This is a genomic window from Thermoleptolyngbya sp. PKUAC-SCTB121 (assembly GCF_016919485.1).
Classification (GTDB): Bacteria; Cyanobacteriota; Cyanobacteriia; order Elainellales; family Elainellaceae; genus Thermoleptolyngbya; species Thermoleptolyngbya sichuanensis.
The window spans coordinates 1,406,873-1,419,705 of record NZ_CP070366.1 but is presented as its reverse complement, the minus strand read 5'-3'; the positions used below and the strand labels follow the sequence as shown (position 1 = coordinate 1,419,705).

General features: G+C 54.9%; 8 protein-coding genes. 7 read left to right on the top strand and 1 reads right to left on the bottom strand.

Annotated features, from left to right (window positions below; translation table 11 throughout):
- Positions 1–179: 179 nt before the first annotated feature.
- A complete protein-coding gene (locus JTM80_RS05890; protein ID WP_172357590.1) occupies positions 180–1,490 on the bottom strand; it encodes a cell wall metabolism sensor histidine kinase WalK in 1,311 nt (436 codons plus the stop codon).
- Between the two features lie 279 nt (positions 1,491–1,769).
- Here JTM80_RS05890 and JTM80_RS05885 point away from each other — a divergent pair, with 279 nt between their 5' ends.
- From JTM80_RS05885 to JTM80_RS05855, 7 genes are all read left to right on the top strand, one after another.
- Positions 1,770–2,084, top strand: coding sequence for an RNA-binding protein (locus JTM80_RS05885; RefSeq protein ID WP_068511627.1), 315 nt, complete (start codon positions 1,770–1,772; stop codon positions 2,082–2,084).
- A 756-nt stretch (positions 2,085–2,840) separates the two neighbouring features.
- A complete protein-coding gene (locus JTM80_RS05880; RefSeq protein WP_172357591.1) occupies positions 2,841–5,120 on the top strand; it encodes a tetratricopeptide repeat protein in 2,280 nt (759 codons plus the stop codon).
- Positions 5,121–5,361: 241 nt separating this feature from the next.
- Positions 5,362–7,641, top strand: a complete 2,280-nt coding sequence (locus JTM80_RS05875) for a cellulose biosynthesis cyclic di-GMP-binding regulatory protein BcsB (RefSeq protein WP_225906772.1) — start codon at positions 5,362–5,364, stop codon at positions 7,639–7,641.
- 14 nt (positions 7,642–7,655) lie between these two features.
- Positions 7,656–10,238 (top strand): UDP-forming cellulose synthase catalytic subunit, encoded by a 2,583-nt coding sequence (gene bcsA, locus JTM80_RS05870; RefSeq protein WP_225906771.1) that lies wholly within the window; start codon positions 7,656–7,658, stop codon positions 10,236–10,238.
- A 516-nt stretch (positions 10,239–10,754) separates the two neighbouring features.
- Positions 10,755–11,810, top strand: a complete 1,056-nt coding sequence (locus tag JTM80_RS05865) for a response regulator (RefSeq protein ID WP_172357593.1) — start codon at positions 10,755–10,757, stop codon at positions 11,808–11,810.
- Between the two features lie 95 nt (positions 11,811–11,905).
- Entirely contained in the window at positions 11,906–12,292 is a 387-nt protein-coding gene (locus JTM80_RS05860) for a PleD family two-component system response regulator (protein WP_172357595.1), read from the top strand.
- On the top strand, positions 12,289–12,798 hold the full coding sequence (locus tag JTM80_RS05855; protein ID WP_172357597.1) for a chemotaxis protein CheW: 510 nt from the start codon (positions 12,289–12,291) through the stop codon (positions 12,796–12,798). The genes JTM80_RS05860 and JTM80_RS05855 overlap by 4 nt, the downstream gene beginning before the upstream one ends.
- The last annotated feature ends 35 nt before the right edge of the window (positions 12,799–12,833 follow it).

The window sequence follows — 12,833 nt, the reverse complement described above, 5'->3', positions numbered from 1 at the left end:
TCTGGGTCAAGCCGAACACTCCCAACAGCTTTCAGGTCGGCCGTAGAGGTTGAGTAGCGACAGACTTGGGTCAGTGTGCGATGTCTCAAAAGGTATCCGGGGGGCGATCGCCCAGAGGTACGGGTGTTGGGAGATGAAGGGCGATCCAGTCTTCTCATTCGCAACACGCCAACCCTGGCTCACCCCGCAGGCAGCGTCACCGTAAATACTGTCCCCTTGCCTAGTTCGCTATCTACCTGGATTTGTCCGTGGTGGTTTTCGGTAATCACCTTGGCGATCGCCAGTCCGAGGCCGGAGCCACCGCTGGCCTTGCTGCGGCTATCAGAGGTGCGGGCGGGGTCCACGCGATAGAAGCGATCAAACAGGTACGGCAGTGATTCCGCAGGAATGCCTGTCCCGGTGTCACGAACTTGAACCTGGACATGCGTTGGATTGTGCTTATTTCGACTCACCGAAACGGTCACTTTGCCGTTCGCAGGCGTGTACTGAATCGCGTTGCCGATTAGGTTCGTAAACAGGCGAATGAGCTGATCGCGATCGCCCTGTATCTGCACAGCATCAGGCAATTGCTGAAGCTCTGGACTGATTTCTAAATTCAGCGATACGGGCTTATCGGCAGCGATGCTCTCCTGTTCCTCTAGCACCTCTTCTAGCAGCACAGGCAGGGCGATCGCCTCTCGTCGGGCCAGTTTTGTACCGCTGTCTTGCCGCGCCAGAAACAACAGATCATCCACCAGCCGCCCCAGTCGCCGCGTCAGCCGCTCGATCACTTTAAGCTGCTGCTGCTGCATCGCGGGGTCGGGTTCCGCATCGGCCAGCGCCACCTGCACGTTGGTCTGGATCACGGCGATGGGGTTTCGCAATTCGTGTGAGGCATCGGCAGTGAACTGCTTCAGCCGTTGGTAAGACTCGCGCACTGGAGCCATCGCCAACTCCGACAGCAGCCAGCCGATGCCTGCCACTGTGCCCACCAGCAGCGCCGTTCCCAGCGCCAGATCGCGGATGAGCTGTCGCGTGGGCTTCGTGACTTCAAACCAGGGGTGGCTGACGCGCAGATAGCCCAGCAGTTGACCGCCCGCCTCGATGCGCTGCGTCACCTGTCGCAGCAGCAAATCTTCCGTTACATGAACCGTTTCGCCGTTGCTGTTGGGATGCAGCGGAATCTCTAGCGTAGAGGAAAACGTAGACCAGAGCAGTGTTCCCGCTGGGTCGAACCATTCCAGGTCGATGTGGTCGTCTTCTACCGAGTCGGAGTCGTCGCGAAAGCTGGCCTCAATGTTGACCCGTGGCGGCAGCCCTCGGGCCGGGTTGGCGGGTTCAATCACGAGCGATCGCCCTACCACCTCCACCACATGGCTCAGCGTGTCGTCGATCCGCTCGATCAGGGTCGTCCGCACATAGAGATACACACCGCTGGCAAACACAATCAGCAGCACGGCTGTAACAGCGGTATACCACAGAGCAAGGCGACGGCGAGTAGCCTGAAACATGAGGGGTTCGGGGAAAAGGAGCAGGGATTCGTGACAGCGGGCTTTCATCGCCGCTTCCGCCCCGCGCCCGTGTTAGACTGACGGTTGAGGCTTTAGTTTCGGTTGACGAGTTTGTTTACAAGTTTATCGGTTTAATTTCATCTGAGTTCATCTGATTAAGCGCATCGAATTTAAATATTCGATAGAGCAAATCTGATCGAGCGAACCGGATCAATTTGTTGGCGGGCGCTGCTCTGAATCTCCAGCCTTTGCAATTGCTTTAACTGTCGGAGTTACTCCATGTCGATTTACGTTGGTAACCTTTCCTACAAGGTTACGCAGGAAGAGGTGCAAACCGTCTTCTCGGATTATGGTACGGTTACGCGGGTTCAGCTTCCGGTAGACCGGGAAACAGGTCGGATTCGTGGGTTCGGCTTTGTGGAAATGTCGTCGGAAAGTGAGGAGCAAGCGGCGATCGAGGCGCTGGATGGCGCGACCTGGATGGGGCGCGATCTGAAGGTGAACAAAGCCCGTCCCCGCGAAGAAAAGCGCCCGGCCAATAGCTGGGGCGGCAATGGCGGCGGCGAATATAGCCGGGGCGATCGCCGCTTCTAAGCAAGCCTGTACCCAAGATTTGTAAAACATTGTAACGAGCGAGGTCTGAGCAGTCAGCGCCTCGCTTTTTTATGCTCTGTTGGTTTTCATGCTCTGTTGGTTTTTTATGCTCTGTTGGTGCATCATCTTGGACATTCCCAAAGACGCTCGCGATCCTTTAGATCTCTCCTCTGCCGGGAATTTACGCAATCTTTATGCGGATCTTAGAAATTCCCGCAGTACAAAGTAGGAGAGGAGTGGGTTACGAAATAAGTAGATGTAAGTAGATGTAAGTAGATCACTCAGCTATATTGCTGAGCTTCAAGGTTTTAATCAAGACTCAGGGTTCGATTCAGGCACATTCTCAGGGTTTTCATTAAGGGGTTTTCGCTGATTAGTTTTTCGCTGATGAAGGATGAATCTGCGGCAGATTGGCTGATGCCACATGGCTAGATCAGGAACGAGTCGGGAACTTGAATGATGGGGTGGATTTGGAGTGCGATTGCATTCCAGATCGTGTGCGAATTCTTATCGAACTGGCATGATTTTCGAATTACTTTGCCTTGCAGCTAAGCGTGTCAGGCAGGTGCATGAGATGATGCATGGTTTAGCGTATCAGGCTTGATTTTAAGATGCTGATTCGATAGGAATCGAATGCATTTTTTGGGTGCAGCCCTATCCGACGAACAATTCGCATAAACCTTCGCATATACCACTCACATCGTTCAAAAATCCTGACTGAGAGAGCCTGACACCTTTCCAGGAGGCATATTTCAGATGAAGAGAATTGGAAGATGGCTGGGCATTGTGGGGCTGGCCGTCAGTCTTTGCAGCGCGATCGCCCTGCCCGGAACTACGCAAACATCCCGTCCAGCGGCGGTGCGAAATGGCTATGCGCTGCTGGAGCGCGGCTGGGTGAACGATGCGATCGCCGCATTTCAGCAAGCGCTGCGGCAGTTGCCCAACTCGCTGGATGCCAGACTAGGACTGGCGATCGCCTATCAGCGGGCGGGCCGCGATGCCGATGCCTGGAATGCTTATCAGCAAGTATTGGCGCAAGATGCAACGAACCGAACTGCCCTCAGCGCCATTGGCCTGCTGGGTGGCTATCGACCCGAATGGCAGGCGGGCGGCATCGACGCGCTGAGCAGATTGCTGGAACTCTCCCCCAACGACACCGATGCCCGCACCCAACGTGCCCTGCTCCTAGGCTATCAGGGCCGCTATGCCGAAGCCTTTGCGGATTATGACCGCTTGCTGGCCAGCAATCCCCGGCCGACGGCGCTGCTGGGTGCGGCACAGGTCTACGCCTACAGCGGCGACTATGCCCAGTCGCAAACCCTATTTGCTCGCTATCGCGCTACGGGACAGGCGATTCCTGACGGAGCGCTGACGGCCTATGCCCGCACGCTGGCGGAAATGGGCGACCCGGCGCAGGCGATTCAGCTTTTAGAAACCACGCTCCGGCGGCCGCGAGTTCCTGACTGGCTCATCCCGGATGCCCGCAGCACGCTGGCGATCGCCTACCAGCTTGATCAGCAACTTCCCAAAGCGCTGCAAACCCTGGAGCCACTGCGCCAGCAGACTAATGCCACGCTGCCCCTGGCCCGCGCCCTCAGCACCCTTGGCCGCCGCGAACGCGACCCCCAACTGCTCCAGCAGGCAGCAGAGTTGTACCGACAGGCCCTCCGCACTATCGCCGAGCCGTCCCTAGGCGTGCGGCTTGAGGCAGCGGACGTGCTGAGCGAATCGGTCGCGGGACGGGCCGAAGCGTTGCGGATTTATCAGCAGTTGAGCGAGCAATATCCGGGCGATCGCAGCTTGCAAGTTCGGCGGCTGGTGCTAGAGCAGCAGCTTGGGCAAATCGGCATGGCAGCACTGCAAACGCAATTACAGAACGCGCTGCAACCCCTGCCCGACGCGATGTTCGAGCGGCAATCTGTGGCGATCGCCCTCACCCAGCTTGACCCGCCGCCCGCTCCCCTGCTGCCAATCTACGAGGACCTGCTGCAATCTGGGGTAGATGTGCCGTTTTTGCACTTCCGCATCGCCCAAATCCACCTCCAGCAGCGCAACTGGGACGACGCACGGCGATCGCTGCTAGCCTATCAAAACACCCAACTGGGACAGAGCGACGTTGGTGCAGACCTGCTGCTGGCAGATCTAGAGCGGCAGACTGGAAACCTGGAAGCCAGCGCCCGCCGCTACGAAAGCATCCTGGCTCAACCTGTGCCAAGCACCGTAAAACTGGATGCCCTGCTGGGCCTGAGCAACATCCGCCGCCAGCAGGGGAACCTAGCATCCGTCAGCCGCTTTTATGACGACATCCGCCGCCGCGAACCAGACCAGCCCCGCGCCCAGATTGCCCAACTGAGTCACCAGTATGAATTGGGCGAAATCTCTGATGCCGCCGCCGAGCAAGCCCTAGCGCAATGGCTGGCGAACCACTCGCCCCAGCCTGCCTATCCCGAACTCTATGCCCTGGTTGGCGCATTGCCCCCCACCGAGCAGCGAGAACCGCTGTATCTTAGCCTGCTGGAAATGTCTCCCAATGACTTATCCATTGAGCGGCGACTACTGCAAGTCATTGCCCAGCGCGACCCAGAAGCAGCGCGATCGCGCTTGTCCGAAATCCTGGCTCGACAAGATGACCCGATTGCTGGCTATTTTATCCAGGGCGAACTGGCGCAAACGCTGGGCGATTTGGCCTTGGCGAGTGAGGCCTATGAGCGCATCCTAGCAGCACAGCCCAACGAGGTCGGCGCGCTCTCTGCCCTGGCAGGCGTTCGGTTCCAGCAACGGCAATACGCCGCCGCCCAGCGGCTTTATCAGCAAGTCCTGACCCTACGCCCAGACGACCTGGAAACCCAGCGCGTCATGGCAGAACTGTACCTCGCCCAGGATCAGATCCAGCGTGGCATTCGACAACTGCGCCAGGTGCGGGCAGCCCAGGACGCTCAGGGTGTGATTAATCCGACCGTGGGCGATCGCCTCCAGCAAGTCGAACATAACCTGCTGCGCCGCCGGGGTTATCAACCCTTCTGGGAGCGGTATTGATTCTGGACTGGGGATTTTGGGTCTTGGATTACCGCCTATTTCCAAAATTCAAAATCCAAAATTCAAAATCCAAAATCCGTCCCTCTTCCTTCCAACACTCCCTTGCACTCCAACATCCTCCAGGCTTTCCATGAAGCGTCATACTGCTCGTCCACTTGTCTTCTTCTTCAGGCTGTTTTCTTGTTCCAAACTGCGTTCACAAAAGCGGGCTGCTAGTTTCCTTTCGTTGTTGCTATTTGGGGTGCTGCTGGCAAACAGTGGGGCGATCGCCCAGAGCGAGCTTCCCGACTTTCGCCAAAACGCCATCCCGCCGGAAACCAAGCCCAACACCCGACCCGCCACAGGCACCCCCAACCAAGCGACGCTACCAGCGACCGTGCAACTGAAGCCCCTATCGCCGGGGCAATATGTCCTGGAATTTAACCGTAGCCCTGTGGTGGGAACGCGGCTGCAATTGCGGGGCATCTACGATGAGTCGCGGCTGCGGTTTACCCGCCCGCGCAGTTGGGAAACCAAGTCGGTCAAAGTGTCGCTGCGGTTTCGCCATTCGCCTGCGCTCTATGCCACCCGGTCAAACCTGACGGTATTGGTCAACGGCGCTAGCGTGGGCAGTGTGCCGCTCAACAAGCCCCAGGGCGAAATCGGCAATGCCATCTACGACGTGCCCATCAGCCTGCTGCAAGACTATAACGAAGTGGTGATTGCGGCGCTGCAAAACAACTCCCCCACCTGCACCCAAGATCCCTACGATCCCTCCCTGTGGACAGAGATCTTACCGGATTCCAAAATCGTATTTGACCTTGCGCCCAGGCCAGTGACGCTGGATTTTAGCCGCTATCCGTTTCCGCTGTTTGATGAACTCAGCCTCAGCCCCAATGAGTTGGCGTATCTGCTGCCCAGCGCCGTGGATGAAGCCTGGTTGACGGCTGCCAGCCGCTTTCAGAGCAGCCTGGGACGACTGGCACAGTTTCGCCCAATCGACACGCGACTGGTAAAACAGGTCAACGAACTCAGCCCCGGCGAGCGCCTAGTGGTGATTGGCACAACTCAGACCCAGCCAATCCTGAAGTCGCTGAAGTTGCCGCTAAAACTTCAGGGCGATCGCTGGCTAGATGAAACCCAGAAGCCGATTGCCGATGATGTGGGCGTGCTGATGTTGACCCCTTCGCCAGATGCAAAGAGCCTGGTGCTGGTGGCCACCGGCAACACGCCCGCCGCCGCCAGCAAAGCAGTGCAATTTTTGCTGCAAAGCCGCGATCGCCAGATTGGCACCGGCAGCGTGATTTTGGTGAAAGACCTTGCCGACGTGCCCACGCCAGACCCCCGCGACTGGCCGGGCTATCTACCCGTTGAAAATTCCTTCCAACTCAAGGACTTGCTGACCCAGGCAAACGAGCCATTCCAGGACATCACCACTCGCGGTTCCGACGCACCGCCCATCGAAATCGACTTTCGCGCCCTGCCCGATGATCGGTTTTTGGTCGGCAATGTGTTGAATCTGCGCTATAGCTACGGGCCGCAACTTAACCCCCTGACCTCACTGTTGGAAGTGCAGTTGGATGGCTTGCCGCTGGCAGGGCGCAAGCTGGATGCGGTGGATGGTGTGCGAAACGGCACCTTTAGGGTGGATTTGCCTGAGGATAAGATCAAACCCAATTCCAAACTTCAAATCCGCTTTCGGCTAGACCCCCGCGAACGTCGCTCCTGCAACCGAGCCATCGATCAGCAGCTTTGGGGCACGGTTCATGCAGACACCAGCTTTGATCTGAAGCGAGAAAACATGGCCCGCTTGCCCGACCTGAAACTGCTGCAAGTCGGCTATCCTTTTGCGGCACCCCAGGATTTGTCACAGACGGCGATCGCCCTCCCCCAAAACCCCAACCCCGCAGAGTTACTGCTGCTGTTGGAGGTAAGCGAGCGGCTGGGGCGACTGAGTAAGGCTGAATCGATCAAGCTGAATGTGTATCGGGCGGATCAACTGCCCGCCGAGGTGCGAAAAACTCATCATCTTATTGCCCTCGGCGAGCGATCGCGCTTCCCGCTGCCCGATGCGCTTCAATCCAGCGGCTTTAACCTGGAAACCCTGTTTCAACGCAGGCGAGATGGCGCAGCGATTCGCACCCTGCCGGATGTGGAAGGCGTTGCCAAACAGGTAGTGTCGCCCTGGAATAGCGATCGCGTTTTTCTGGCGCTGACAGGGCAATCCAGCACCGGAATTCAGCAGCTACAAGCCTTATTTGAACAGGATGCACTATTTTATCAACTGCGAGAAGACACAGTGTTGATCAGCGCCAATGATGCAGCAGTGCAAGCCAATAGCCCAGATGCCTACACGCTGGAATTCCTGCAACAGACCCGACAGCGCACCACCCTGAGTGAAGCAAACTGGCGCGATCGCCTGATGCAGCGGGTGGGGGGCTACTGGCTGCTGCTGGTTCCTGGCACGATTCTGATCGCGCTGCTGATGTATGGCGTGGGTCAGGCCTGGCTGAATCGGTATCCGTCTCAAGAAAAGCAGTAGAAAAGCAGTAGGAGATGTCTATGGTTCGTGCGATCGCCCCTGCTGCAACGCCAGCATCGGAACAGGCGAGAGTTCCGCTTGCCAAACGGATCTTACTTCGTCTGGTGAATGGCATTCCGCATTTTTTTGAAACGGCTTTTCGCCGCCATCGCTACGTATTTTTGGTACTTCTCAGCGCCCTGCTGTGGCTGGCCACACCTATGATTACGGCCCGTCCTGGCATTTGGCAGCAGGGCGTTTTTGGACTGTCGCTGGTGTTTTTGGGCAACTGGCTGGTGCGCCTGGAGGAGCAGCAAGAAGACTCTGCGCTCAGCGAACGGCTGCATCTGGTCTTGGTTGCCCTCAGCGGACTGACCACTCTCCGCTATTTCTACTACCGCACGTTCTATACCCTCTCGCTGAATGGCTGGCTGAATGCAGCCTTTAGCGTGCTGCTCTATGCCGCAGAGATGTACGCCATTCTGACGCTGTTTCTGGCCTATTTTCAGACGCTCCGCATCCGTCAGCGCCAGCCGATTGACTTATCCACCGTGCCCCAGACGCAGTGGCCCAGTGTCGATGTATACATTCCGACCTATAACGAAGACGTAGAAATTGTGCGAAAAACGGCGATCGCCGCCCTCGCCATCGACTATCCCGCCGACAAAAAGTGCGTGTACGTTCTAGACGACGGCCGCAAGTATCCCGAACGCCGCGCCGAATTGCAGGCCATGTGCGACGAGGTGGGCGCAATCATGCTGGTGCGCGACAACAACGACCACGCCAAAGCGGGCAACATCAACACGGCGCTAGAGAAAACCCACGGCGATTTGGTGCTGATTTTGGACTGCGACCATATCCCCGCCCGCTGCTTTCTCAAAGAAACAGTGGGCTTTTTCCTCAAGCCCAAAGTCGCACTCGTGCAAACGCCGCACTGGTTCTACAATCCCGACCCCTTCGAGCGCAACCTGCTGACTCGTGGCCAAATTCCCGTGGGCAACGAGCTATTTTACAAAGTGCTGCAAAAGGGGAATGACCACTGGAATGCGGCGTTCTTTTGCGGTTCCGCTGCGGTTGTGCGGCGCGAGTATATTCTGGAGATTGGCGGTATCGCCACCGAAACTGTAACCGAGGATTGTCACACGGCGCTGCGGCTACATTCGCTCGGCTACCAGTCTGTCTACTACGACAAGATTATGGTGGCGGGATTGGCTCCCGAAAAATTTTCGTCCTATGTGGGTCAGCAGGTGCGCTGGGCGAGGGGCATGGCGCAAATCCTGCGGCTCGAAAATCCCCTGTTTAACCGCAAGCTGAAGCTCACGCTGGCGCAGCGATTGTGCTATTTCAGCGCCACGTCACACTTCTTCTTTGGCTTTCCGCGACTGATGTATGTGGTTGCACCGATGATTTACCTGCTGCTGGGCATTTCGTCGGTGCGTGGGCTGGGTCTAGAGACGATGGCTTACGCACTGCCGCACATTCTTTTGTCTATGCAAACCAACCACATTCCCTATAAGCACGTTAGATTCTCTTTCTGGAACGAAGTGTATGAATTTGCCATGTCGTTTCAGGCGGGCATTGTGACGCTGCTGGCGTTGATCAATCCAAAGCTGGGATCGTTCAACGTGACGGACAAAGGGCTGATGGTGACTGAGCGCAACTTTGATTTTGAGAGTGTGCGATATCTGGTGTATTTGAGTGCGATCGCCGCTGCTTCGCTATTGGCCATTCCCTTCTGGTTAGTCATCAGCCCGCAGGACATGCAGGCTGTGCTGATCAATGCAATTTGGAATGTGTTTAACCTGTTTTTGCTGCTGGCGGCCTGCCTGGTGGCCTTTGAACAACCTCAGTTGCGAGATGCTCATCGCTTGCCCCGACGAATTGCTGCCATCATCCACAGCGGCGATCAGCAGTGGGCCGCAACCACGCAGAATGTCAGCGAATCGGGTGCGCTGCTGCTGCTGGATGAATGGCCGAACGTCCCAGACGAAATCCGCGTAGAACTGATTGGAGACTATGGCGCACGAGTGCTGCTGGATGCCAAAATCATTCGCGCCAAGGCGACAAGCAGCTTGCAGGTTCAGGTTGCGGTGCAGTTCATCCACCTCAGCCGCACTCAAACCGATGATTTGGTTCTCGTGCTTTACTCGGACGTAAAAGAGTGGTACTCCCAAAAGCGTGAGCAGCGAGACAATCCGGTAGATTCCTTTAAGTTCATCGCTGCCAGCATTGGGCGCGTCTTTCGCGAGTTTCGACCCGAATCCAGCGTTGCTGTGCGAAAGCAGGTACAGGCTGCGTCCTATCTGTTTTGGGAAGGCTGGGGCGACATATCGTATCCGGCGACGCTAACCGAGATGGGGATGCGCGATCTGCGGCTGGAGATAGAAGCGATGGATCTAGAGAGCATTGAAGCATTGCAGATCAGCCAACCGCTGCTGAGTCTGCTGGTGTTGCGCCAGCCGGATGATCCAGAACCGCAAAGCCTGGTTGTACAAGTTATGCGGGTTGAGGTGCTAGCTGGGCTGAGCGATCGCGCCATTTTGGAACTCAGCTTTCCACCCGAACTCGATCGCCAGCAAAAAGATAAGATCCGCCGCCTGCTGCGATCGCTCAATTAATCTTTTGGCTCATCCCCACTATGTCTTTTTATTTGCCATTTCATCTTTATTCAAGATTTGCAAAATTTGCTCATTGGTTTGTTAGTCTAGTGATATGCATCAGCCGAATTGCTGAAATGATTCAGCCCTTAAGAGAGCCTGCCTGAATCATCTACCACTCTTCTACCAGTTTCGATCCCTTGCATCTCCCTCTAGGTTGATCAGACTTTGATCAGACATTGATCAGCCATTCAAGCCTCCCTTGAACCCGCGCACTTAGTTCAATTTGCATTTCAATTTACAGGTTCAAGCACGTAAGGCTAAAACTGCGTTTTTTCTCCAGCAGCCCAGAGATTTGGGCACTGAGACAAACGCATAGCACTAATCCAGTAGAGAGATTGGGCGATCGCCCTTATTACCTCTGCGGGTTATGCTGCATCATCCAAGATACTGAACCAGTCAGATTCAGCGCTTGAATCATTTGCGGAACCCCTCATGAAGGCTGTCAACAGTTGAAGTAAGGTCAAGTAGCGACTCATGAATACCACCTCAATTGCAGGCTATCGATTTCCTCAAAAGTTATATCCACTCAATCTTTTGGCCCAGCTTAAAAGTCGTAAAACGACTGGCTGCTTGCGCGTCACTGATGGTTCCACAACCTGGTTCATCTATCTTGAAGAGGGTGACTTAGTATATGCGTCTAGCTCGATTGATCCGTTTGGACGGCTGGATCGTCACCTCAGTCAAGTAAGCCGCCGCCTACCTAGCTTGGTCAGCGCAGTGCGCGTGCAACTGCGGCTCTTGTTTGAAAACCGTCCTATCTATCAATCAGAGTTCGTGCCAGATTATCAGGCCATCTGCTGGCTGGTCGATCAAAATCACCTGATGGATGAACATATTTTTAATTTGATTGACAGCTTGGCGAAGGAAGTGATTGAGGGATTTTTGCTAGTTCATGCGGGCAGCTATGAACTGCTTGAAAGAGAGCGGTTTTTGGAGTGGCGGACTTTCTGCAAGATCGATCTGCGAAATTTGGTGGAATATTGCCAGCAGCATGTTGCACATCAAAAGCCGCAAATGGCGATCGCCCACTCACCAGCTTCCAAAACAATTCCCATTGAAAGAGGGCGATCGCAGCCAGCCATACCTCACAAAGATACGCTTGAAAAAACAGCACCTACAGAGCATAGCTCAACCATAGAGGTCAATCCACCAAAGCTTTCCAAAGACCACTACACCGTCGTCTGTATTGACGACAGTCCAACAATTTTGCGGTCGATTGAGGCATTTCTAGACGACACTATTTTTTCGGTGGTGGTGATTAGCGATCCGGTAAAAGCGCTCATGCAAATTGTGCGTACCAAACCTGATCTGATTTTGCTAGATGTAACAATGCCCAACTTAGACGGCTATGAGTTATGTTCTCTTTTGCGCCGCCATCCGAGTTTCAAGAATGTTCCTGTGGTGATGGTAACTAGCAACACGGGTTTGATTGATCGTGCCAAGGCAAAACTGGTCGGCGCATCGGGCTATCTCACCAAGCCATTCAATCAGTCCGATTTGCTAAAAGTTGTCTTCAAGCACTTGAGCTAGGGCAAGGTCGCAAATTAATCAAGAGCAGCATGGCATCTCTTGCAATGGCTGCTCAGACATCATGTGTAATTTTTATCTATAGAGGCAACTAATCTATGACTCTCACCTTGACGAAAACAATCCTGGTTGTTGAAGATACCCCTTCTGAAATGGAATTGATGAGCCATTATCTTCGCGAAAGCGGCTGCACAGTGATTAATGCGGTCACGGCTAAAGAAGCGATGGAAAAAGCCATTCAGCACCGTCCAGATGTGATTGTCACTGATGTTGTCATGCCAGGAATGAGCGGCTTTGAATTGTGTCGTAGCCTAAAAAAACAGCCAGAGACATCCAAGGTGCCAATCGTTATTTGCACGTCCAAGAATCAAGAAATTGATCGGCTTTGGGGCATGAAACAAGGGGCGGATGCGTATTTAACTAAGCCCTACACCCGCGAACAGTTGCTACGAGCAGTGATGAGCGTTGTTGGAGTTGGGCTATGAGTGCGGCTCTAGTTCCCAATCCGCCGTCTTCCCTGGCTCCAGTATCTTATGTGGGGCGATCGCACACTCACATTCGATTTAACATAACTCATCAAACGCCTGCGGTGTTGCCGTTGTCTTGCGTACAGGAAGCCATCACAGTGCCAACTCAGCGCATCACTCCCATGCCGAATATGCATCCCTGCCTATCTGGCCTAATGAATCGTCGGAGTCAGGTGATTTGGGTTATCGATTTGGCACAAATGTTGGAATTGTCAGCTAGTTTCTATCACTCGCAGCAATTCAACTTGATTTTGGTGCAAACGGAGGCAACGCCCCTCATGTTTCGAGTTCAGGAAGTCAGTGGCATTCTGAATATCCATTCTGATCTGATTCAACCTGCACCAGCCAATATTTCTAGTGGTATTACGCCCTACCTAGACGGATGTGTTTCCCTAGATTCTGAGCTGCTGCTGGTGTTGAATGCAGAGGCGATCGCTCGCTCATCCCTCTTGCGATCTTCTTAAGGTTCTCTCTTTATCATCTATCCTTGCCGCCCAAT

What these genes read in the sequence shown, in the direction of transcription:
- JTM80_RS05890 (WP_172357590.1), bottom strand. Translation starts at nt 1,490, where the DNA reads ATGTTTCAGGCTACTCGCCGTCGCCTTGCTCTGTGGTATACCGCTGTT.
- JTM80_RS05885 (WP_068511627.1), top strand. Translation starts at nt 1,770, where the DNA reads ATGTCGATTTACGTTGGTAACCTTTCCTACAAGGTTACGCAGGAAGAG.
- JTM80_RS05880 (WP_172357591.1), top strand. Translation starts at nt 2,841, where the DNA reads ATGAAGAGAATTGGAAGATGGCTGGGCATTGTGGGGCTGGCCGTCAGT.
- bcsA (WP_225906771.1), top strand. Translation starts at nt 7,656, where the DNA reads ATGTCTATGGTTCGTGCGATCGCCCCTGCTGCAACGCCAGCATCGGAA.
- JTM80_RS05865 (WP_172357593.1), top strand. Translation starts at nt 10,755, where the DNA reads ATGAATACCACCTCAATTGCAGGCTATCGATTTCCTCAAAAGTTATAT.
- JTM80_RS05860 (WP_172357595.1), top strand. Translation starts at nt 11,906, where the DNA reads ATGACTCTCACCTTGACGAAAACAATCCTGGTTGTTGAAGATACCCCT.
- JTM80_RS05855 (WP_172357597.1), top strand. Translation starts at nt 12,289, where the DNA reads ATGAGTGCGGCTCTAGTTCCCAATCCGCCGTCTTCCCTGGCTCCAGTA.